The sequence below is a fragment of the Gemelliphila sp. 1F1 genome (genome assembly GCF_056897515.1).
Genome location: NZ_JBXHBE010000006.1, coordinates 1 through 23884 on the forward strand (window position 1 = coordinate 1; position 23884 = coordinate 23884).

A 23884-nucleotide genomic window follows, 5' to 3' on the forward strand; every position below is an offset into this window, starting at 1 on the left:
TGCCGCAGCTTGTACTATCTCGTCTATTTTTTCTTGTTCCGTTATTTTCAAGAACTCTGATAGTGCTACCTGTGCTTTTTCTACTAGCACATTTACTTCTTCTACAGGATTTAATGTCACTTCTTTTGCTTTTGCCATATTATGACACTCCTTTTTATATAAATATTAAAATATAAGTAGAATAATACTATCAAAAAACATTAAATACTGGCCAGTAATAATTTAAATTTATAATAATATGTTTCTCTTTATTTCCATTAATAAAAATATCTATTTAACAATCAATTAAGGAACTATCTAGTGTACTTTTATTTTATAATATATTTTTAAATAAATATTTTAACTCCTATTTTTAATTGTTATATTTGAAAATATTTTATAAATAGTACAGTTCTATGTTACCGCTATCTACATTTACATTATATTATGAAAACAGTTTCTTTGTCAATAGTATTATTTGAATTTATTTTTATTTTTGTGTTTTATAAAATTTAATAAATAAACTTATACAGTTTGAAACATTGAAATATAGAGATTATTAACAGTAAAAAGTTTTAGAAATTTAGTAATAATTATAAGTCCGTTATATTATCTATTTTGAAATTGTTTTATTGATAAATTTTGTAACAGTTCTATTCTCAATTTATCTTTTTATAATAATTCTGCAAAGTATCTTCATTATTAACGATAAAACACTTTTTTATCTAATTAATTATAGATTTGTTAAAATTTAATAAATATATTATTCTTCATTTTTTATCTATAATTTATCAATTTTTCGAAGTATGATATAATATATACAAACTATTAGGAGGTTTTTATGATTTCTATAATTATACCTATTTATAACGAAGAAAAAATTTTACACGACTTTATTTATAATCTTTATTGTTTAGAACATATAAAAAATTGTGAAGTAATTTTTGTCGATGCTAACAGTAAAGACAACACATTAAATATTTTGAAAGACTTAAGTTATTTTAATTATAAATACTATATATCAAATAAAAAAGGTCGTGCTAATCAAATGAATTATGGTTCCACTATTGCTAAAGGAGATATATTATGGTTTCTCCATGCTGATAGCGTATTACAAAAAAATGCTATTACTAAAATTTTAAATAGCAATTTTGATGTAGGTTGTTTCAAAATAAATTTTAATCCTGGTGGTTTTAAAATGTTCATCAATAAAAAGATGTCAACGTATAGAGTTAAAAAGAAAAATATAGCATTTGGGGATCAAGGAATATTTATTAAAAGAAGTATATTTGAAAAAATAGGTGGTTTTAAAAATATCCCAATAATGGAAGATTATAGATTATCTGAAGACCTTACAAAAGCTGGATATAAAATACAGGTTTTAGATAGTAAAATTACTACATCTAGTAGAAGATATAAAAATAATACACTCAAAACTATGTGGCAAATGCAAAAATTACAAAAAATGTATCGTAAAGATGTATCCCCAACTAAAATTGCAAAATTATATAAAGATATACGTTAGATACATTGTAATATTTCTATAAAAATGTTAGAATATGTATAAATATTAGCGGAGGTTTTTATTATGACTGGATATTACAAAAGAATACATTTACAACAATTTGGAGAAGGAAAATTAGGAGAAGATGCTCCTGAACTATGGAAAAAATTTCTAGATTACTATGGTAGCACTATGGAAGAAGGCGAATTGACAACTAGAGAAAAATCACTTATTGCATTTGGAGTTGCTGTGGCAGAAGCCTGTCCTTATTGTATCGAAGCATATACAAATGCTCTTCTTGAAGAAGGGTGTGATCAAGATCAAATTGCAGAAGCTATGCACGTAGCCGCTTCTATGAAAGCAGGTATGACTCTTGCTATCGGTCTTCAAAGTAAAGAATTATCAGACAAGCTTAGTCATTAGAGGTAACTTATTGTGACTAATCAAATAGATAACATTCCTTCATTTTATGAAAATGTTCAAAATAAAGAATATTTAACAACGAATGAACATCCAACTATTATGCAAATTAATGTCGGTAGTCTTTGTAATATAGTTTGTAGCCATTGCCACGTTGATGGTGGTCCTCATAGAAAAAATAATATGACAAAAGAAACATTTGATCATATTATAGAAGCTTTTAAAATAGGAAAGTATAAAACTATTGATATTACTGGTGGTGCTCCGGAAATGAATCCAAATTTTAGGTGGTTCATAGAAGAAATAAGTAAATATGCTGAAACTATTATAGTTAGAACTAATTTAATAATTCTTACTGTTAAAAATTATAAGGATATCCCCGAACTATACAAAAAATTAAAAGTACAAGTTGTAGCATCACTACCTTATTACAATGAAAAAGTTGTAACAAGGCAACGCGGAAAAGGAGTATTCCCTAAATCTATTCAAGCTTTACAGAAATTAAACGAACTAGGATATGGAACAGATGAGAATTTAATATTAAATTTAGTCTACAATCCCAACGGAGCATATTTACCTCCTAAACAAGAAGTTTTAGAAAAAACATACAAGAAAAAACTATTTGACAATTTTGGAATTGTATTTAATAATCTTTTTGCTATAACTAATAATCCTATTGGTCGTTTCTCTGAATTTTTATATAAAGAAGAAATTTACGGAGATTATATTACCAAACTTTACAAAGCATACAATGAAGAAGCAGTTAAAAATGCTATGTGTAGATTTATGATTTCTGTTGGACCTGATGGCTCTCTTTATGATTGTGACTTCAATATGATAGAAAAATTAAAAATCAATAGTGATATAAACAATATAGAGAAACTTGCAAAAACTCCATTAAATTCTAGAAAAATTGTTACTGGTCTTCATTGCTACGGCTGTACTGCTGGAAGTGGTTCTTCTTGAGGTGGCGAGACAGTTTAAAACTCTTAGTTTAAGAGTAAATTATAAGATAAAAAAATTCCCATAAATATGGGAATTTTTTTATCTTATCTCCGCTCCATTAGGTACAGCATCATTAATTTCAACTACTCGTAAAATTCCATTTTTTTCTGCTGAAAGAATCATACCTTCACTTAATTCACCACAAAGTTTTACAGGTTTTAGATTCGCTACTATCGCAACTTTTTTCCCTATTAATTCTTCTGATTTGTAATATTTAGCTATTCCTGAAACTATTTGTCTTGTATGATTACCGACATCTAGCTTGAATTTCAATAGCTTAGAACTTTTCTTTATTTTCTCACATTCTAAAACTTGAGCAACTCTTAATGAACTTTCAAAAAATTTATCTATAGTTATTTCTTCTGCTAAAGGAACAAATTCATCAACTTGATCTTCACTATTTTCTAAATTTTCTAGAGCTTTTGGCGACATTTGTGATTTTATGTAGTCCACTTCTTCTTGTTTATCAAATCTTGGGAATATTGGCGTAGGTTTATCGACAACTTTGTTATTACCTTCAAATACTCCAAAATTATTAACTGTGCTGTAATTCAAATGTTTTTCTTCCAAATTAAGTTGTTTAGCAATTTCTGTCGGTGCTTTAGTCAAGAAAGGAGAAATTACTATGGCTGCAATACGTAAAGATTCTGCCAAATAATTCATAACTTTATTTAACTCATCTTGTTTACTTTCATCTTTGGCTAATATCCAAGGAGTCGTTTGGTCTATATATTTATTAGTCCTTGAGATAAATTTCCATACACTTTCTAATGCTCGTGAAAATTGCATAGTGTCCATATATTGCTCATAGTTTTGAAGCATTTCTTTGGCACTATCAATTAAATCATTATCTACCTCATCAGCAGGTTGAACAAACTTAGGTATAACACCGTTACAATATTTATTTATCATTGACACAGTTCTATTTAGTAAATTACCTAAATCATTAGATAAATCTGAATTTATTCTATCTATAAAACTTTCTGGTGTAAATATACCATCTTGACCAAATGGTACTTCTCTCATCAAGTAATATCTTACTGCATCCAAACCATATCTTTCTATTAGCATATATGGATCTACGACATTACCTTTAGATTTACTCATTTTTCCATCTTTCATAAGTAACCAACCATGACTAAACACTTGCTTTGGTAATGGTAAATCTAACGCCATAAGTAATATAGGCCAATAAATAACATGAAATCTTACTATTTCTTTTCCTACAACTTGAACATCTGCCGGCCAATATTTGTTAAATAGCTCTTCACTATCTCCCGTTTGGTATCCTAATGCTGTAATATAGTTAACTAAAGCGTCAATCCACACATAAATAACATGTTTAGGATCTGATGCTACCTTAACTCCCCAATCGAACGTTGTTCTTGTTACCGCTAAATCTTCTAATCCAGGCTTTATAAAATTGTTAAGCATTTCTGTTTTACGAGCTTCTGGCAAAATAAAATTAGGATTTTCTTCATAATATTTTACTAATCTATCTGCATACTTACTCATTCTAAAGAAGTAACAATCTTCTTTTACTAATTTAACTTCATTCCCACTAGGTGCAATACCACCAATCATTTTTCCATCTTTATCTCTAAATACTTCTGCTAATTGAGTTTCTGTAAAATATTCTTCATCACTAATTGAGTACCACCCCTCATATTGTCCTAAATAAATATCACCTTGTTTTAGTAGCTTGTCAAATATTTTTGCAACAGCCTTTTCGTGGTAATCATCAGTTGTACGAATAAACTTACTATAATTTATATCCATTGCTGACCACAATTTTTTTATATCGGCAATCATTCCGTCTACATATTCTTGTTCACTTAATCCTTGTTCTTTTGCTTTTTGCTGTATTTTTTGTCCGTGTTCATCAGAACCAGTCAAAAAGTATGTATCATATCCTTTTTCTTTTTTGTATCTAGTCATAGTATCACATGCAACAGTAGTATATGCATGACCTATATGCAATTTTCCACTAGGATAATATATAGGCGTTGTTATATAAAATGTTTTATTTGCCATTGTTATACCCCTTTTCCAATATTTAATTATAACTGTTAATATTTTACCACAAATTAGCACTATATGTATATACAAATTAAAGATTATAATAAGATAAAAAAGAACTTTATTGTATATTTTCATACAATAAAGTTCCTTGAAATTAAATCTTCGTAATTTTATCAAAAGCAAAATGCTTTATAAATTGTAAAATATTAATTAATACCAAATAAATAACAACATAATAATAAATAAACTCAATATCTACATTAGATTTAAAAATAAACGTTATAGAAACTAACAATAATAATATATTAATCGAAATTTCTACTTGTCCTATAAATGCTAGTTTAGATATTTTTGTAAGTTGAAAAATTACTAATAAAATTAAAATCACTACAATTAAATACTTTATATTGTCTGAAAAAATATTAGGAAATTTCTTTGTATTCCAAAAAGTTATGTGCCTTACTATTCCCATTTTTGCATCTTTCAAATTATTCCAATAAAGTATAGCAACAGTTAAAACAACTTCCAATGCTGTTATTATAAAATATAAATACTTATTCTTTATATGCTTCATTATTCCTCCTAATATATTTAAATTTGCAAAAAACTGCTGACTAAGTCAACAGTTTTCTATTCTATTTAAAATCATTTTTAGCGTCAGGTTTGGTAGTTTTGTCTTTGTTGATATCAACTGGTAAACTACTGTCCATTTGCCAATCATTCCATCCACCGTCATAGAAGTATGTGTTGGCTCTACCTGTTAATTGTGTCATAAACCAAGGTATTCCATTTCTCCAACCTGTTCCACAATATAATGCTATTTTGTCATTTTCTGAAATTCCTTGTGATGCCCACAAATTATAAATTTCTTGTGGATTTCTTATTGTTCCGTCTGGATCATAATAATCGTCCATATTGATTGCACTTGTTCCAGAGAATCCATATATCGCACCCTGTGGCTCTCCTGCTCGTTCTATATAATCATAACCACTAGTCTTACCTGTATACTCATCCCAAGAACGAATACTTACAAGTTTGATCCCTTCTTCTTTTGCTTTCTCAGCCATCTCCTGAGCTCTAGCTATTGTATATTCTGGATTAGCTGGCACATTCAGACCAAATTCTTTTTCTTCTGTAGGTGTATTTACTGTAGATTCTGTCTCACCACCAGCATCTTTCCAAGCTTTTAATCCCCCGTTTAAAATTCTAACATCTTTTACTCCTAGCCATTTTAATGCATAATTTACACGAAAAGCTGCAGAAGCATCGTCAGAATAAAGAACAACTGTCGTATCACTAGTAATTCCTTGTTTTAGAACATTTTCTTTTATTTTTTCAGCTGTTTGCAAATTCCAAACTGGCCCTTCTTCTATCCAATCTGTATTGAAATGATATGATCCTTTTATATGCTCTTGATTGTATGCTTTAGATTTATCAACTTCTCCCCAAGAAACTTCAAATATTTTATAGTTATCGTTAGTATAAGTTTCTGGTTTGTTGCCATTTGTTAATTGTTTTACCCAATTAGCCGACACCAATGAATTGTAATTACTATAACTTACAATATTTTCTTTATTAGTATCATTATTAGCATAATCTTTATAATCTTCAAATTTAAAAACTTCGTAACCTAATTTACTAAATTCATCAGCAACTTTTGTTAAATTTTCTTTATTAGTATCATAAAGAACTATTTTTTTACTCATATCTAATCCTTTATCACTAACATATTTTTTCAATTTATCTTTTGACACATTACCTACAAAAGTAGCGCTGTATTGAATAGCGTTTTTCAAATGCCCACCATATTTAACTTCACCATTAGTGAATCCATTAAATAAATCATCACTTCTCGTATCAACAAATTGATATTCTGAATTATTTAGTGCATTTTCAAAATCTGTTAAATTAATAGTTTTTACTTCTTTAACCTCTACTTTATCATTGTTACTAGTACTTGTATTACTAGATGTAGAACAACCTGTAACAACCAATCCCGCTGCTACCAAAATAGGTGTTAATTTTTTGAAGTTAATCATTGTTTTTTCTGTGGTAACCTACCACTTTACCTCCTAGTTTTTTACAAAATTAATTATAACATTTAAGTTATTTTTTGTAAATATATTATAGAAAAACAAAAAATACTTAGTACAAATATAAAATTTATCTGTACTAAATATTTTAAAATTTATTATTTAACTTGTGATTTCAATGCTGTTAATGTATTACGCATTAGCATAGTAATTGTCATGGGACCAACACCTCCTGGTACTGGAGAGATATATTTTACTTTATCTTTAACGTAATCAAAATCAACATCTCCTACTAACTTATCATCTTTATAGTTATTACCTACATCGATAATAAGAGCATCTCTTTTATAATCATAATCGTTATTTAAGAAATGAGCAATTCCTACACAACTAACTATAATATCTGCATTTTTTATCAAATTATTTAAATTTGTAGTTTTCGAATGTGCAATTGTTACAGTTGCATTTTCATGAATTAATAAATTTGCTATCGGCTTCCCTACTATATTAGATCTCCCTATTACTAACGCATTTTTCCCCTCTATATTTATTTCGGTAGACTTTATTAACTCAAGTATTCCCAAAGGCGTACAAGGTACTAATTGGGCTTTTCCTACAGATAATTTCCCTATATTAATTGGATGAAAACCGTCAACATCTTTTATAGGTGATATCTCTTCCAAAATTCTGTCAGAATTTATATGTTTTGGCAAAGGTAATTGAATTAATATTCCATGTACTTTCTTATCATTATTTAATTTATTAATTTCTACCAACAGTTCTTTTTCTGTTGTGGCTTCTGGCAATTCTATTTTTATTGAATTAATATCATTTTCTATACAGGCTTTATGTTTAGCATTGACATAGCTTTTAGATGCTCTATTTTCTCCTACTAAGACAACAGCTAAAGTAGGATTAATACCCAAATTTTTAAATTCATTTGCTTCTTGTTTTATTTGTTCTCTATGTTTAGCTGCTATTTTTTTCCCATCTATTATATAAGCCATATTACTACCTCCTAAAATGTATTTTTAATTTAGAGACATTTTCTGTTCCATTTAGAATCCTTTTTATATTTCCTCTATGCATATAAATTACTAAAATACACATAGCTATCAAGATAAATCTATAATTACCTATTCCATACAAAGTTATATAAATAGCTCCTAATGTAGAAATTATTATACTTCCTAAAGATACATAACCAGTTAATAACAATGTTGCAAAAAATACTATAACCAAACATAGTGCTAAATAAGGATAGAAATATACAAATAATGATGAACCTGTAGCAACTGATTTCCCACCTTTAAAATTTGCAAATATCGGAAACATATGTCCTATCATTGCAAAAGCTCCAAAAATAATTAAATAATCTACATCTCCCAAAATAATATTTGCTACTTTTATACTTAAGTATCCCTTAAAAAAATCTAAGAAGAATACTACCAAACCTGCTTTTTTTCCTAGTATTCTAATCATATTTGTAGTACCTAAATTACCACTACCTAATTTTCTAATATCTGTTTGAAAAAATATCTTTCCTATTATTAATGCAAACGGAATAGACCCTAGTAAATAAGAAAATAAAATTAATAAAATTATATTTATCATAATCGTTACCTTATAGTTACTCCATAATCAAGTAATGCTTTCTCTACTTTATTATGTATTCTATTTATATCTTCTTCTGTTAAAGTTTTATCTTTATCACTATAAGTAAGGGTAATAGCTATAGATTTCTTACCTACTGGAAGACCGATTCCTTCATAAATATCAAATAATTCAACATTATAAATAAGTTTATCTCCTAAACTAATTATTAAATTATAAATATTTTGATATTCATCTGTGCTATCTATTAACATTGCTATATCTCTATTAACTTTTGGATATTTAGATATTTCTTCATATTTAGGTTTTACTTTTTCTTCAAATATTATTTTATCAAGATCAATCTCAAAAATATATGATGTACTTATATCATTTTCTTTGCTGTAAGATGGATGTAGCTCTCCAATAAACCCTATTTCATTATTTTTATACAATACTTTGGCTGTTCTTCCAGGATGCATATTTTCAATAATATCTTTCGAGTAACTTATATCTCCCAAAATGCCTAATTTTTCAAATAATAATTCTAAATAACCTTTTGCAGAATAAAAATCAAATTTTTTCTCTTCTTTTAGCCATTTAGTTGTATATTCATCTCCTGTTAATAGAGCTGATAAATATACTTTTTCTTCAGGTTGAATATTATCATCACCACTTCCAAAAAATACTCTTCCTATCTCCAACAATTTTAAGTTATTTTGACGTCGTGCCAAATTATATTTAGCAGTATTAACTATACCCGGTATTAAGCTTTGTCTTAGTGTAGAATGATTTTCGCTCATAGGCATTAATAATTTTACATTAGGATAATTAGTAGTAGTAAATTGTTTAGATTCTATTTCTGATACTAGAGAGTAATTTATAGTATCCATAAAACCTAAATTCATATACATTTTTCTAATATCTCGTAATACTTTTTGTTTGTAAGTAAAACCGCCTCTTGTAGCTTTAGAAAATTTTGGCAATGTTGCGGGTATATTATCATAACCGTATATACGTGCAACTTCTTCTACTATATCTTGTTTTATAACTATATCCTGTCTGCGTGATGGAACATCCACTATAATATTATTTCCATCAGTTTGAACTTTAAAGCTAAGACTCTTTAAAATATTTATAATATTATCTACAGTCAAATTAATTCCTATTAAACTATTAATATAATCAGCAGTTACTATTATTTGGTTATCTTTATTTTCTACTGTACTACCTACATAACTTTCAATTTTTGATTCTGGGCATAATTCTTTTATTAATTCTACTGCTCTTTCTAAAGCTAACAATTGTAAATTTTTATCTATGCTTTTTTCAAATCTAGTTGATGAATCACTGCGTAATCCATGATAACTAGATGTTCTTCTAACAGATATAGGATTAAAGTATGCTGATTCTAAAACTATATCTACTGTATCATCATTAACTTCTGTATTTTTTCCACCCATTACTCCTGCTAATGCTACTGGACTATTACTATCAGCTATAACTAAATCATCTTTTGTTAATTTTCTTTCTACGCCATCAAGTGTTATTAATTCTTCCCCTTCATGTGCTTGACGAACTACTATTTTTTCTCCAAGTAGATTTTTATCAAAAGCGTGCATAGGTTGACCGTACTCCAATAGAACATAATTAGTAACGTCTACTATATTGTTAATAGGTCTTATTCCACTATTTATTAATCTATTTTGTAACCAAAGAGGTGATTGTTCAACTTTAATATTTTTTATTACTTGTCCGTAATATGTTGTACACTTATCGCTATTAATATCCACAGTTAATTCAGTTGTTTCATACACATTATTATCCAATGTTTCTTTAAAATTAACTGGTTTATTATACAAAGCTGAAACTTCATATACTAATCCTCTAATACTTAAAGCATCAGCTCTATTTGGTGTTATTGCAATATCAATAATACTATCATCTAAATCTAACAATTTTATTACATCTGTCCCTATTATTTGTGGTTTTTCAAATACATAAATTCCTTCTTCACTATTTTTTGGCAATAAAGATTTACTTATTCCTAATTCTCCTAATGAACAAATCATTCCATAAGATTCTACTCCACGTAACTTCGCTTTTTTAATCTTTATACCTGGCAACTTAGCTCCTACCTTAGCTACTATAACATATTGATCTTTATCTACATTTTTTGCACCACAAACTATTTGAACTATCTCATTACCTATATCTACCTTACAAACACTTAATTTTTCAGCATCAGGATGTTTTTCTTTTTCCTTTACATATCCTACTACTATATTAGATAAATTTTCATTTAATTTAATAACTTCTTCTACTTCTAGACCACCTCTAGTAATTTTGTCTGCTAGAACTTTTGGAGTATCTTCTACATTGACATATTGTTGTAACCATTTATAACTTACTAACATCTTATCCTCCTATTAATCATTTCTCGTATTGTTAAATTGTTCTAAAAATCTTACATCATTAGTATAGAAATTACGAATATCACTTATTCCATATTTTAACATAGCAATTCTTTCTGGTCCCATACCAAACGCAAATCCAGAATATTCATTAGAATCAAAACCTGCCATTTCCAAAACATTAGGATGAACCATACCAGCTCCTAATATTTCTAACCATTTTATATTATCTTCGTCATCTTCATTTCCCCAAGATATATCAACCTCTACAGATGGTTCAGTAAATGGGAAGAAACTTGGACGTAATCTTATTTTTTTGTTTTCTCCAAACAATGACTTAATTAGATATTCTAAAGTACCCTTCAAATCAGAAAATGTAATATTTTTATCTACTACTAATCCTTCAATTTGTGTGAATTGATGTGAATGAGTAGCATCATCATTATCTCGTCTAAAAACTTTCCCTGGACAAATAATTTTTATAGGACCTTCTCCATTAGCTTTTAACATTTCTCTAGCTTGAACTGGAGAAGTTTGAGTTCTCATTAACAACTCATTAGTAATATAGAAAGAATCTTGCATATCTCTTGCAGGATGATCTTTTGGCAAATTTAACATTTCAAAATTAAATTTATCTGTTTCTACTTCTGGACCTTCTGCTACCGAGTATCCTATATTAACAAACAATTCCTCTATTTCTTCAATTACTTTATTTAATGGATTCATTCCACCTAATGAATATTTTCTAGCAGGTAAAGTAACATCAATTTCTTCACTAGCCAACTTTTCGGCTGTAGCTTTTTCAATAAGAAATTGCTTTGTTTCTTCGATATTATCGTTTATATAATTTTTAATTTCATTGACTAACTTACCAAACGTTGGTCTCTCTTCTGGAACTACATCTTTAGCTCCTTTCATTATTTCTGTTAGTATCCCTTTTTTCCCAAGAAATTTAACACGTAGTTCATATAACTCTTTTTCGTTAGTTATTTCTTGAACTAATTGTTGATATTCTTTTTTTATACTCTCTAAATTCATTGTTATCTCCTTTTTAATCTATAAAATAAAAAATCCCTAGAGTGTACTAGACACTCTAGGGACGAATTAATCGTGGTACCACCCTAATTTAAGAAATCAAAATTTCTCCTTAAATTTGATTTTTAACGCAAATCATACGACTATACTCACACAATGTATTTATATAGTTACTCATAAGCTGAAAATATATAACAATTAATATAGTTTCTCTCAGTCTAGAAAACTATTCTCTGTAAAAAATTCATTATATACCGTCTTAATCACAGCACTTAAATATTTATAATTCTTCTCCGCTAAATATATATTCTAAAAAGTATTCTTTTTGAACTTTTATATATGTCCCCTTCATACCTAGAGATTTTGATTCTATTATTCCAGCACTTTCAAGTTTTCTTAAAGCATTAACTATAACAGATCTAGTTATCCCCACTCTATCTGCAATCTTGCTAGCTATTAACAGTCCTTCTGTTCCATCAAGATTTCTAAAAATGTGTTCTATTGCTTCTTTCTCAGAATAAGATAATGAATTAATAGCCATAACTACTAAATCTTTATCTCTAGCTATATTCTTCTCTTTATCTTGTTTTTCATGTAATATCTCTATTCCTACTACTGTAGACGCATATTCTGATAATACTAAATCATCTTCACTAAAATTTTCACCTATTTTCCCTATTACTAAAGTACCTAATCTCTCTCCTGCTCCTCTAACTGGCAAAATAACTGTGTAGGTACGTCCATCAAATCTCTCTTCTTCTTCTATTGGAAAAATTGATAATTCATGTCTAAAAGGAATATCGACCTTAGTTGAATAAACTTTCAAAGCTGCTGTTATATAATCTTTTGACACCTTTCCAGTTTTTATCATATCATCTAAACGTTCATTCGAATAATCAATACTAGAATCATATCCTAATATTTTTCCTTCATTATCAATTATATACACAACAGAATCAAGAATAGCACTAAGACGCATAGCCATAGCTTCAAAATCTACTTTAGAATGCCTACCTTCTTGTAGAATAGCACTTATTTTCCTAGTTTTTTGTAATAAACTTGCCATCTTGTTCTCCCATAATTTTTAATCATTCTTCCATATTATACAGTTAAATCTAGATAATGTAAACAATTTTTAGAAAATTTAACCTATATTTTCTAAAAATTCATCTAAAATATCTAGAGAACGTTCTGCATATTTAGTATATTTCTCTTTTTTATCTTTTATTCTGACATTAAGAGGTTTTATAATACCAAAATTAGCATTTATAGGTTGAAAGTTTTTGCTAGTATTGTCTACTATATAATTGGCCATTGCTCCTATCATTGTTTCTGTTGGAAAGACTATTTCCATTCCTTTATAATTATTTATTGCATTTAATGCTGCAACAATCCCTGATGCTGCACTCTCTACATAGCCCTCTACTCCTGTCATCTGCCCTGCAAAGTAAATGTTATTATTATCTTTTAATTGATAAGTTCTTTTTAACAATGATGGTGAGTTTAAGTATGTATTTCTGTGCATAACTCCATAACGAACAATGTTTGCATTTTCTAATCCAGGTATTAAACTTATAATACGCTTTTGTTCTCCCCATTTTAGATGTGTTTGGAATCCTACTATATTGTATAATGTTCCCTCTGCATTATCTTGTCTTAATTGCACAACTGCATAAGGACGTTTCCCTGTTTTTGGATCCTCTAATCCTACTGGCTTCATAGGACCAAATAACAATGTTTTTTCTCCTCTACGTGCCATTTCTTCAAATGGCATACATCCTTCAAAATAAATTTCTTTTTCGAAGTCTTTTAACGGTGCTACTTCTGCATTTAATAATTCATTATAAAACAATTCAAATTCTTCCTTTGTCATAGGACAATTTAAATATGCCGCTTCTCCTTTGTCATAACGTGACTTCAAATATACCTTTTCCATATCTAAAGAATCTTTTTCTATTATTGGGGCTGCTGCATCATAAAAGTACAGTCCTGTCTGTTTTGTATATTTTTTTATATCTTCACTCAAAGCATCTGAAGTTAACGGACCAGTTGCTACAATAACAGGATAATCTACTTTAGGAATCTGCGTAAGTTCTTTTTCTACTACTGTAATATTAGGATGATTTTTTAGTTTATCAGTAATAAGCTCAGAAAATTTATCTCTATCTACTGCCAAAGCTCCTCCAGCAGGGACTTGAGTTTCATCGGCACAAGATATTATTAAAGAATCTAATCTACGCATTTCCTCTTTCAATAATCCTACTCCATTTGTAATACTATTAGCTCTCAAAGAATTAGAGCATACTAACTCAGCAAAATTTTTCGTTTTGTGAGCTGGAGTCATTTTTGTCGGTCTCATTTCATAAAGTTCTACTTTTATTCCTCTTTTTGCTATTTGCCAAGCTGCTTCACTTCCAGCTAACCCAGCTCCAATAACTAATACTTTTTCCATTTAATTCTCCTTATTCTTTTTATAATAATGTAGAAAAATCTTCTTCTTGAGATTCTTCTATATCTTCATCTACTAATAATGTTACTGAATCTTTATTTACTAGATATGTCTTTACACTATCAATAGTTTCTAAAAGTAAATCACTATAATCATCTCTATTTTCATATTCTACTATTTTTTCTAATTTTGGTTTTGTTTTTGGCGCTTTAGGAGTAAAAATAGTACAGCAATCTTCAAATGGTAAATTAGATATCTCATAAGTACCTATTTTAGTAGCAATTTTTATTATATCTACTTTATCCATAGTAAGAAGCGGTCTTAATACAGGCAAAGTAGTAACATTATTTATACAATGCATAGATTCCAAAGTTTGACTAGCTACTTGACCTAAAGACTCTCCAGTTGCTAAAGCTAAACAGCCTTCTTTTCTTGCTATTTCTTCTGCAACTTTTAACATAAATCTACGCGTTGATGTCATCGTATAATTAGATGGAATTCTTTTTACTATTTCTGTTTGTAATTTTGTAAAATTAACTACATTTACCCTCACTGTTCCTATAACTTTACTAAGTTGTTTCGCTAAATTAAATATTTTCTCAAGCGCATCTTCTGAAGTAAATGGTGGAGATTGAAAATGTAGCATATCTACTTCTACCCCTTTTACTTGTAACATATGAGCTGCAACTGGCGAATCTATTCCGCCTGAAAGTAATAACAATGCTTTAGATGACGTGTTTACTGGAAAACCTCCCACTCCTTTTATGAAATCTGTAAAAATAAAAATACCTTCACTACGCACTTCTACATTAACAACAAAATCAGGATTTTTGACATCTACGGATAAATTTTTATAATTAGTTAAAACATATCCACCAAAAATATTATTAAGTTCATTAGTATTATACTGAAAGTTTTTATTCGGTCTTCTAGTTTGAATTTTAAACTTATAATTTTTATCTTTTTTTGCATCCAACAATTTTGAAATATGTAATTTAGCATCTTCTACATCCAATTTCGCTCTAAGAACTGGAGAGAATGTATGAATGCCTGGTATAATTTTTAGTTTATTTAATATTTCTTCAATATAATCATTACTATCAAGATTTATATACATTCTATCTCTCTTTGTTTGGATATGATAACCTTTATATTCCTTTAAATTAAGTTTAATATTCTTAGTAAGTTTTTTCAAAAATTCATTTCTATTACCTGATTTTAGTGTAAGTTCTCCGTATCTTACTATAATATGACTATATTCCACTTTCTATTACCTCTTTAAATTGTTTATATTTTTCTTCAAATACTTCAACAAATTTTTCAACTTCTTCTTTTGTAGTTAAATATGAAAAACTTATTCTTATACTCCCTTTAATATTATCTTCTGTAAGTCCTCTTGAATTTAATGCTTCATTAACATTGTATTTTTTAGATGAACAAGCACTAGTTGTTGATATCATTATATCTTCTTTACTTAAAGCATTAACTATCGCTTCTCCTTTAATTTTAGGTAAACTTATATTTATTATTGAATCTACATAATTAAATGATAAAGGCGAATTTATTGCTACATAATTTAACTTCGACAATCTATCTGTTATATATCGCTTAAAATTATTGTGATTTTTTTTGACCTCATTAATTTTTTCAGAGCATAACCTAAGTGCCTTTGCCATAGCCACTATTGATGGTAAATTAATTGTTCCACTGCGCAAATTATCCTCTTGTCCTCCACCATAGTTTATGTTACTTACTGATCTTCTTGATTTTACGTATAGTAATCCTATTCCTTTAGGTCCATGGAATTTATGCGCAGATATCGAATAGCTATCTACTTTAGATAAATCAATATTATCTTTTAGAACGCCTTGAACTCCATCAACATGAAAATGTACTTTTGGATAATCTTTTAATATTTCTACTATTTCATTTATTGGTTGAATAGCACCAAAAACATTGTTAACTTGCATAACACTTAGTAATACTGTATCTCTTGTTAATAATTCTTTTAAATGATTTAGGTCAATTTGCCCATTGGGTAATACATCGAGATAGTCAAGAATAAATCCTTGCTTTTCTAGTTCTCTAAAAGTCTCTAATACTGATGGATGCTCCAAACGTGAAGTTATTATACGATTACCAAAATCTTTTTTATGTTTAGCAGCTCCAAGAATTGCTATATTATTACTTTCTGTAGCTCCCGAAGTAAAATATATTTTATCACTAGGAATTTTAAGTATGTTACCTATTTGCTTTCTACAAGCATCTAACAATTTTGAAGCTTTCTTTCCATAAGTATTTATACTTGAGGCATTTCCGAAGTAATCATTATTAACTGCAATATACGTTTCTAAAACTTCAACAAAAGGTTTAGTAGTAGCTGCATTATCTAAATAAATCAAATTAATATCTCCTTTCAATTAATAAAAGAGTGTCTTATCTTTAAACTAAACTAATTAATTATTTATAAAAAATAACTTTTAGCATCGACACTCTCTTATAAACTGTTTATTTATCTACTTTTACAATTCATTATTAACAACATCTTTTAATATTTGATCCCACTTAGGCAAATATCTATCCATTCTAACTGCACGATTACTATCTGAACTTAAAATATTATGTGAAGATATTGCTGTGAATATTACCTTACCATCTATGCTAGCTTCATATAAAAATATTGATTTAACCCCGCTATGCTTAGAAAGTGAAACTTTTATATACATATCTTTGTTAGTTTGTTTTATATTTTCGTGAATCATTATCTTTATTTCATTATCAGCATAGTAAAATCCATATTGACCTAAAGTATCTATATCCACACCTAAACTAATTAAAAAATATTTTTTTGCTAATGTCAGCCAATCATAAATATACTTATTATCCAAATACCCTGATTCGTTAAAAAATTTATTCTTTAATTGAAACTTAATAACTTTTTCGTACATTTTATCTCTCCTTATCTATAATATTTTGTATAGAATCCATTATTACTTTCGTAATTTCATCGTGCTTGTATCCTTGTTTTTTCAAATCAGCAGTATTAATTCTATCCCCTATAACTATTTTTATTTCCGAAAATAGTCTAAAATTATTTTTAGGAATTATAGCAAACGTCAAAACATCTGCTTCTGCACGTGTTGATATTAGCGATACTCCATTATGTGATTCTCCTAATTTCAAATCTTTATCTTTTGATCTAGTTCCTTCTGGGAAAATCCCTACATTTTCTCCATTTTTTAATGCTTTTATAGATTCGTTTATACACGCTCTATCAAACGTCCCCCTTTTTACAGGTATCGATCCAGTAGATAATAAAAAATTCTTTAACAAAGGAACTTTAAACAACTCTTCTTTAGCTATGAATCTAATTCTATTGTCAAAAAATGGAACAAATAACAAAGGATCATGATTACTTAAATGATTTCCAGATAATACTATTCCGTGTGCATTCTCTAGTTTCTCTTTATTCAAAATCACTACTTTGTAAAATAACTTATAATAAATTTTCAATGTCCATTTAACAAAATTATACACTTTATTACCTCTTAATTTTCTCAATTATAATTCTTTTTATTTCTTTTACAACTTGTTCAACTGTCATATTTGTAGTATCAACTAAGATAGCATCTTTACTTTGAACTAAAGGAGCTATCTTCCTATTAGTGTCTTGATAATCTCTTTCTGCAATTACTTTTTCTAATTCTATTAAAGAAATATTCTTATCATTTGCTGACAGTTCAGTATACCTACGTCTTGCTCTCTCTTTAATTGATGCCGTCAAAAATATTTTTACATTTGCATTAGGCAAAACATAAGAACCTATATCTCTACCATCCATAATAACATTATAATCTTTTGCTAAATTTCGCTGAATATCTATCAAATAATTACGCACAGCCGGACTAGTCGCAAAAAGAGAAGTATATTTAGAAATTTCATTAGTTCTTATATTATCTGTAACATCTATATCATCTACTATAACTGACTGCTTATTATTATCAAAATTAACTTCAAATTTTGTTTTAGATAAAATATCTGCTACTTTTCTTTCGTCTAATTCAAATAAACTATTTTTTAAAAATTTATAAGTTAAAGCTCTATACATTGCTCCTGTGTCTACATAATTATATTTCAAATCAGCAGCTACTCGTTTTGTTATCGTACTCTTACCCGAACCTGCTGGACCATCAATAGCAACAGATATATACATATACAAATTAACTCCTTACAATTATTCATTCTAAATAATTATACTATACAAACATAAAAATGGCAATAAATCAATAATATTAGAAAAAATAATATTTTCTTCATATTAATCTAACATATAAAAATATCTTAAAACAAAAATACTCATTCGTTAAAATAAAAAATTAACAAATGAGTATTTTATTTATAATTATTTGTTTAAAGCTGCTTTAGCTTGTTCACATAAAGTTGTGAATGCTACTGCATCGTGAATAGCTATTTCAGAAAGCATTTTTCTGTTTATTTCAATTCCCGCAACTTTAAGACCATTCATTAAGCGGCTATATGATAGACCATTTAATCTAGCTGCTGCATTTATACGCACAATCCATAATCTTCTAAAGTTACGTTTTGTTTGACGACGATCTCTAAATGCATACATTCCTGATTTCATTACTTGTTGTTTAGCAACTTTGAATAATGTATGTTTTGAACCAAAATATCCTTTAGCTAATTTTAAAACTTTTTTACGACGACGACGAGTCACTGTTCCACCTTTTACACGTGGCATATCAAATTCCTCCTTACAAATACATAAAATAAATTATAAATTATTTTATAACTAATATATTATTTTACTAATAAAGTTCTAATACGTTTGTAGTCACCACGTGATACTAAAGACGCTTTACGTAAATGACGTTTTTGTTTAGTAGTTTTTCTTGAAAACCAGTGAGATGTATAAGCACGGCTTCTTTTTAATTTTCCGCTAGCTGTTCTTTTCACACGTTTTGCTAAACCGCGATGAGATTTCATTTTTGGCATTATCAAATTCCTCCTATATTAAACCTTTATTTTTCTTTCTTTGGTGCTAGAACTAAAAACATACTGCGCCCATCCATTTTAGGTTTTTGCTCGACAGTAGCTATATCACTAGCTTCATTAGAAAATTGATCTAAAACTTTCTGTCCAATTTCTTTGTGCGTTATTGCACGTCCTTTAAAACGAATTGATACTTTAACTTTATCTTCTTTCGATAAAAACTTTCTAGCGTTTTTAAGTTTTGTTTCAAAGTCATGTTTATCAATTGTTGGCGATAATCTAATTTCTTTTACAGTTACAATTTTTTGTTTTTTACGTGCTTCTTTCTCTTTCTTTTGTTGCTCAAATTTATACTTACCATAGTTCATTATTTTGGCAACTGGAGTTTTAGCATTTGGAGCTACCATAACTACATCAAGATTCATTCTCTCTGCTAATTGAATAGCTTCACTCTTAGATTTAACACCTAATTGTTCTCCGTTCTGACTTATTAAAAGAAATTCTTTCGCTTTAATACCCTCATTTATTTGTGCAGTATCTTTACTAATAACTAGCACCTCCTATTTATAATTTCATTAAATACTAAAAGTAAATGGACTGAATATACATACATGTACACCCAGTCCACAAATAATATAATTCATCTATTACTAACCATACAGTCTAACAACTGTAGGTGAGAAACTGGTGCTTCTACTTTTGTATTCAACTATTATATTATACAATTTAAATATTCTATTGTCAATACTTTTTCTTAATTTTCTACAACTTCAGTTACTTCTTCATCTATTATTTCAGATTCTTCTTTTTCTAAATAATCTACTTCAATATTATTATATTTTGGCATTCCTGTTCCTGCTGGAATTAATTTACCAATAATAACATTTTCTTTTAGACCCATAAGTTTATCAGTTTTACCTTTAACTGCAGCATCTGTAAGAACTCTTGTAGTTTCTTGGAATGAAGCAGCAGATAAGAAACTTTCTGTTTCTAAAGAAGCTTTTGTTATACCTAAAATTACTGGTTTCGCCGTAGCCATAGTTCCACGTTCGGCTAATATCTTAGTATTTTCATCCGTAAACTTATGAATATCAACTAACGATCCTGGTAGTAAATCTGTATCTCCAGAATTTATTATACGTACTTTTCTAAGCATTTGGCGAACCATTACTTCTATGTGTTTATCGCTAATTTCTACCCCTTGCATTCTATAAACTTTTTGCACTTCTGTTAATAGATAACTTTGCACAGCTTGTATACCTGCAACAGATAATAATTCTTTTGGTTCAATAGATCCTTCTGTTAGAACTTGACCTCGAACAACACGATCACCTTCTTTAACTAGTAATCTACTAGCACCATAATCTTGATATTCTCTTTCTTCTTCAATATCACTAACAACAAATATACGTCTAACATGATTCATATCTATATCTATCTTTGTTACGATACCATCAACTTCTGATATTAGCGCTTTACCTTTAGGATTACGTGCTTCAAATAATTCTTGAATACGAGGAAGACCTTGCGTGATATCGGCTCCTGCAACTCCTCCCGTATGGAATGTACGCATCGTTAATTGCGTCCCTGGTTCTCCGATAGATTGTGCAGCTATAGTTCCCACTGCCTCTCCTACTTCTACTTTTTCTCCAGTTGCTAAGTTTTTACCATAACATTTTTCACAAACACCATGTCTACTATTACATGTGAATGCAGAACGAATAACTACACTTTCAATTCCTGCTTGTTCTATTTCTTTTGCTTTGTCTAATGTAATAAGCTCTCCATCAGAAATTATAACGTCTCCTGTTGAAGGATTAATTACCATTTCTTTAGCATATCTTCCTTCTAAACGTTCTTGAAGTGATTCTATTTCATCAGTACCATTTTTTAGTGCCGAAACTTTAAGTCCTCGTGATGTACCACAGTCCTCCTCACGAACTATTACATCTTGAGCTACGTCAACTAAACGTCTAGTTAAGTATCCTGAATCCGCAGTTTTTAGAGCTGTATCTGCCAATCCTTTACGGGCCCCGTGTGATGAGATAAAGTACTCTAATACTGTTAACCCTTCTTTGAATGACGAACGAACAGGCATTTCCATAATACGTCCTGATGGTGAGGCCATTAATCCACGCATACCTGCAAGTTGTGTAAAGTTAGATGCATTACCACGAGCTCCAGAATCGCTCATCATATAAATAGGATTAGTTACTGGTAATGAGTCCATAAGCTGATCTTGAATAATATCTTTTGCTTTTGCCCACTGAGCAATAACATTTTGATATCTTTCTTCTTCTGTTAACAATCCTCGCTTAAATAGATTTATTATCTTATCAACATTTTTTTGTGATTCTTCTAAAATTTCATATTTATTAGGTAATACGAAAACATCACTTACCCCTACTGTAATTCCTGCACGTGATGAATACTTAAATCCTAAGTCTTTCATTCTATCTAACATCGTAGAAGTTTCTGTAATATGGAATCTATTAAATATTTCAGAAATTATTTTTGATAAGAATCCTTTTTTAAATGGTGTTACAGGCTCTAATGTAGAGATATATTCTTTCAGTCCTCCTGATGTTAAATCTTTCGATGAAATGAAATATTTATCAGGAGTCGCTATTTCTAAATTGTCTTTTGTAGGCTCATTTAAATATGGAAACTCTTCTGGTAATATATTATTAAATATTACTTTACCTATTGTAGTAACAAGTATTTTTTTGTTCTGTTCTTCTGTAAAGGTAATATTGTTAAATGATTTTGCTAAAATACCTATTCTAGTATGTAAATGTATATATCCATTTTGATATGCTATACTAGCTTCATTAGTATCTTTGAAAATCATACCTTCTCCTACCGCATTAGGTCTTTCTAAAGTTAAATAATAATTACCTAAAACCATATCCTGAGAAGGAGTAACTACTGGTTTACCATCTTTTGGATTCAAGATATTTTGAGCAGCCAACATTAACATTCTTGCTTCCGCTTGTGCTTCTTTTGATAAAGGAACGTGAACTGCCATTTGATCCCCATCGAAGTCAGCATTAAAAGCTGTAGTTACTAATGGGTGAAGTCTTATAGCTCTTCCCTCTACCAAAATAGGCTCAAATGCTTGAATACCTAATCTGTGAAGTGTAGGTGCACGGTTAAGTAGTACTGGGTGTTCTTTGATTATATCTTCTAGAATATCCCAAACGTGATCTTCCATTTTTTCTATTTGTGTTTTTGCATTTTTAATATTATTAGCTAATTCACGTTTTACTAATTCACGCATAACAAATGGTTTAAACAATTCTAAAGCCATTTCTTTAGGTAGTCCACATTGGTACATCTTCAAGTTTGGACCTACAACGATAACTGAACGTCCAGAATAGTCAACACGTTTACCTAATAAGTTTTGACGGAAACGTCCATGCTTACCTTTTAGCATATTAGATAATGATTTCAACGTTCTATTTCCTGGACCTGTTACTGGTCTACCTCTACGTCCGTTATCAATTAAAGCATCTACAGCTTCTTGTAACATACGTTTTTCATTTTGAACGATAAGTCCTGGAGCTTTTAGCTCAATTAATTTTTTCAAACGATTATTACGATTTATTACTCTACGATATAAGTCATTCAAATCACTAGTTGCAAATCGTCCACCATCTAATTGCACCATAGGTCTTAATTCAGGCGGAATAACCGGTAATGCTGTAAGGATCATCCATTCAGGTTTATTACCAGAATTTTTGAATGCTTCAAATACTTCTATACGTTTTATAATCTTAACTATCTTTTGACCAGATTTATAGTTACTTTCACTTAATTCTTTAAGCTCATTTCTAAGCTCTCTAAGTTCTTTTTCTATATCTAATTCTGCCAATAAATCTCTTATAGCTTCCGCACCCATTTTAGCAACAAACGCTGAAGCTCCAAATTTACTTCTAGTTTCTCTAACTTCTCTCTCAGAAATTATTTGTTTTTTTATTAAATCCGTTTCTCCTGGATCAACAACTATATAAGAAGCAAAATAAATTACTTCTTCTAGTTGTCTAGGTGTCAAATCTAATAATAACCCCATTCTACTAGGTATGCCTTTAAAATACCATATATGACTTACCGGAGCTGCTAGCTCTAAGTGTGCCATTCTTTCACGACGCACTTTTGCTAGTGTAACATCAACACCACATTTATCACATTTTATATTTCTATATCTTACACGCTTATACTTTCCACAAGAACACTCCCAGTCTTTTGTCGGCCCAAAGATTCTTTCACAAAACAATCCGTCATTTTCTGGTTTTAAAGTTCTATAATTTATAGTTTCTGGCTTAGTTACTTCTCCATAAGACCAACTTCTTATTTTCTCTGGAGAAGCTAAGCTAATTTTCATATATGAAAAATTATTTACATCTATCAAGAAGCC

The 23884-nt window shown here is 29.0% G+C and carries 21 protein-coding genes; 3 read left to right on the top strand and 18 right to left on the bottom strand.

Annotated features, from left to right (window positions below):
• The first annotated feature begins 820 nt into the window (after positions 1-820).
• The 3 genes from AC1XWJ_RS06165 (at position 821) to arsS (ending at position 2869) form a co-directional block, all read left to right on the top strand.
• Positions 821-1504, top strand: coding sequence for a TIGR04283 family arsenosugar biosynthesis glycosyltransferase (locus tag AC1XWJ_RS06165; protein ID WP_483335017.1), 684 nt, complete (start codon positions 821-823; stop codon positions 1502-1504).
• Positions 1505-1567: 63 nt separating this feature from the next.
• Positions 1568-1906, top strand: coding sequence for an arsenosugar biosynthesis-associated peroxidase-like protein (locus AC1XWJ_RS06170; protein WP_483335018.1), 339 nt, complete (start codon positions 1568-1570; stop codon positions 1904-1906).
• A 12-nt stretch (positions 1907-1918) separates the two neighbouring features.
• Positions 1919-2869 (top strand): arsenosugar biosynthesis radical SAM (seleno)protein ArsS, encoded by a 951-nt coding sequence (arsS, locus tag AC1XWJ_RS06175; RefSeq protein WP_483335019.1) that lies wholly within the window; start codon positions 1919-1921, stop codon positions 2867-2869.
• A 78-nt stretch (positions 2870-2947) separates the two neighbouring features.
• On the opposite strand, the gene metG is transcribed toward arsS, so the two are convergent.
• The 18 genes from metG to rpoC form a co-directional block, all read right to left on the bottom strand.
• Positions 2948-4948: a methionine--tRNA ligase gene (gene metG, locus AC1XWJ_RS06180; protein WP_483335139.1), complete on the bottom strand. Its 2001-nt coding sequence runs from the start codon at positions 4946-4948 to the stop codon at positions 2948-2950.
• A gap of 136 nt (positions 4949-5084) precedes the next feature.
• Positions 5085-5504, bottom strand: coding sequence for a hypothetical protein (locus AC1XWJ_RS06185; RefSeq protein ID WP_483335020.1), 420 nt, complete (start codon positions 5502-5504; stop codon positions 5085-5087).
• A 61-nt stretch (positions 5505-5565) separates the two neighbouring features.
• Positions 5566-6969 (bottom strand): rhodanese-like domain-containing protein, encoded by a 1404-nt coding sequence (locus tag AC1XWJ_RS06190; RefSeq protein WP_483335021.1) that lies wholly within the window; start codon positions 6967-6969, stop codon positions 5566-5568.
• Positions 6970-7121: 152 nt separating this feature from the next.
• Positions 7122-7970, bottom strand: coding sequence for a bifunctional 5,10-methylenetetrahydrofolate dehydrogenase/5,10-methenyltetrahydrofolate cyclohydrolase (locus AC1XWJ_RS06195; protein ID WP_483335022.1), 849 nt, complete (start codon positions 7968-7970; stop codon positions 7122-7124).
• A gap of 4 nt (positions 7971-7974) precedes the next feature.
• Entirely contained in the window at positions 7975-8577 is a 603-nt protein-coding gene (gene plsY / locus AC1XWJ_RS06200) for a glycerol-3-phosphate 1-O-acyltransferase PlsY (protein WP_483335023.1), read from the bottom strand.
• Positions 8578-8582: 5 nt separating this feature from the next.
• Positions 8583-10973, bottom strand: a complete 2391-nt coding sequence (gene pheT, locus AC1XWJ_RS06205; protein ID WP_483335024.1) for a phenylalanine--tRNA ligase subunit beta — start codon at positions 10971-10973, stop codon at positions 8583-8585.
• A 12-nt stretch (positions 10974-10985) separates the two neighbouring features.
• On the bottom strand, positions 10986-12008 hold the full coding sequence (gene pheS, locus AC1XWJ_RS06210; protein WP_483335025.1) for a phenylalanine--tRNA ligase subunit alpha: 1023 nt from the start codon (positions 12006-12008) through the stop codon (positions 10986-10988).
• A 277-nt stretch (positions 12009-12285) separates the two neighbouring features.
• The gene (codY, locus tag AC1XWJ_RS06215) at positions 12286-13071 is read right to left on the bottom strand and encodes a GTP-sensing pleiotropic transcriptional regulator CodY (RefSeq protein WP_483335026.1); all 786 of its coding nucleotides are present in this window, start codon (positions 13069-13071) and stop codon (positions 12286-12288) included.
• 78 nt (positions 13072-13149) lie between these two features.
• Positions 13150-14457 carry an FADH(2)-oxidizing methylenetetrahydrofolate--tRNA-(uracil(54)-C(5))-methyltransferase TrmFO gene (gene trmFO, locus AC1XWJ_RS06220; RefSeq protein ID WP_483335027.1) on the bottom strand — a complete coding sequence of 436 codons (1308 nt, stop codon included), beginning with the start codon at positions 14455-14457 and terminating at the stop codon, positions 13150-13152.
• Between the two features lie 19 nt (positions 14458-14476).
• Entirely contained in the window at positions 14477-15718 is a 1242-nt protein-coding gene (thiI, locus tag AC1XWJ_RS06225; RefSeq protein ID WP_483335028.1) for a tRNA uracil 4-sulfurtransferase ThiI, read from the bottom strand.
• Positions 15708-16856: a cysteine desulfurase family protein gene (locus AC1XWJ_RS06230; RefSeq protein WP_483335029.1), complete on the bottom strand. Its 1149-nt coding sequence runs from the start codon at positions 16854-16856 to the stop codon at positions 15708-15710. Before AC1XWJ_RS06230 ends, thiI begins: the two co-directional genes overlap by 11 nt.
• Before the next feature lie 120 nt (positions 16857-16976).
• Positions 16977-17402, bottom strand: a complete 426-nt coding sequence (locus AC1XWJ_RS06235) for a hypothetical protein (protein ID WP_483335030.1) — start codon at positions 17400-17402, stop codon at positions 16977-16979.
• Between the two features lies 1 nt (position 17403).
• A complete protein-coding gene (locus AC1XWJ_RS06240) occupies positions 17404-17991 on the bottom strand; it encodes a lysophospholipid acyltransferase family protein (protein ID WP_483335031.1) in 588 nt (195 codons plus the stop codon).
• Positions 17992-17995: 4 nt separating this feature from the next.
• Positions 17996-18661: a (d)CMP kinase gene (gene cmk / locus AC1XWJ_RS06245; RefSeq protein ID WP_483335140.1), complete on the bottom strand. Its 666-nt coding sequence runs from the start codon at positions 18659-18661 to the stop codon at positions 17996-17998.
• Positions 18662-18856: 195 nt separating this feature from the next.
• Complete coding sequence (rplT, locus tag AC1XWJ_RS06250) at positions 18857-19216, bottom strand: 50S ribosomal protein L20 (protein ID WP_483335032.1); 360 nt, start codon at positions 19214-19216, stop codon at positions 18857-18859.
• Between the two features lie 59 nt (positions 19217-19275).
• Positions 19276-19470 (bottom strand): 50S ribosomal protein L35, encoded by a 195-nt coding sequence (gene rpmI / locus AC1XWJ_RS06255; RefSeq protein WP_179942437.1) that lies wholly within the window; start codon positions 19468-19470, stop codon positions 19276-19278.
• 26 nt (positions 19471-19496) lie between these two features.
• Positions 19497-20024 (bottom strand): translation initiation factor IF-3, encoded by a 528-nt coding sequence (gene infC / locus AC1XWJ_RS06260; protein ID WP_483335033.1) that lies wholly within the window; start codon positions 20022-20024, stop codon positions 19497-19499.
• Positions 20025-20221: 197 nt separating this feature from the next.
• The gene (gene rpoC, locus AC1XWJ_RS06265; RefSeq protein WP_483335034.1) at positions 20222-23878 is read right to left on the bottom strand and encodes a DNA-directed RNA polymerase subunit beta'; all 3657 of its coding nucleotides are present in this window, start codon (positions 23876-23878) and stop codon (positions 20222-20224) included.
• Positions 23879-23884 lie beyond the last annotated feature (6 nt).

Coding starts and splice junctions, on each gene's coding strand:
- AC1XWJ_RS06195 (WP_483335022.1), bottom strand. CDS start 7,970: ATGGCTTATATAATAGATGGGAAAAAAATAGCAGCTAAACATAGAGAA.
- plsY (WP_483335023.1), bottom strand. CDS start 8,577: ATGATAAATATAATTTTATTAATTTTATTTTCTTATTTACTAGGGTCT.
- rpmI (WP_179942437.1), bottom strand. CDS start 19,470: ATGCCAAAAATGAAATCTCATCGCGGTTTAGCAAAACGTGTGAAAAGA.
- AC1XWJ_RS06235 (WP_483335030.1), bottom strand. CDS start 17,402: ATGTACGAAAAAGTTATTAAGTTTCAATTAAAGAATAAATTTTTTAAC.
- AC1XWJ_RS06185 (WP_483335020.1), bottom strand. CDS start 5,504: ATGAAGCATATAAAGAATAAGTATTTATATTTTATAATAACAGCATTG.
- AC1XWJ_RS06165 (WP_483335017.1), top strand. CDS start 821: ATGATTTCTATAATTATACCTATTTATAACGAAGAAAAAATTTTACAC.
- rplT (WP_483335032.1), bottom strand. CDS start 19,216: ATGCCACGTGTAAAAGGTGGAACAGTGACTCGTCGTCGTCGTAAAAAA.
- AC1XWJ_RS06190 (WP_483335021.1), bottom strand. CDS start 6,969: ATGATTAACTTCAAAAAATTAACACCTATTTTGGTAGCAGCGGGATTG.
- codY (WP_483335026.1), bottom strand. CDS start 13,071: ATGGCAAGTTTATTACAAAAAACTAGGAAAATAAGTGCTATTCTACAA.
- pheT (WP_483335024.1), bottom strand. CDS start 10,973: ATGTTAGTAAGTTATAAATGGTTACAACAATATGTCAATGTAGAAGAT.
- pheS (WP_483335025.1), bottom strand. CDS start 12,008: ATGAATTTAGAGAGTATAAAAAAAGAATATCAACAATTAGTTCAAGAA.
- AC1XWJ_RS06170 (WP_483335018.1), top strand. CDS start 1,568: ATGACTGGATATTACAAAAGAATACATTTACAACAATTTGGAGAAGGA.
- trmFO (WP_483335027.1), bottom strand. CDS start 14,457: ATGGAAAAAGTATTAGTTATTGGAGCTGGGTTAGCTGGAAGTGAAGCA.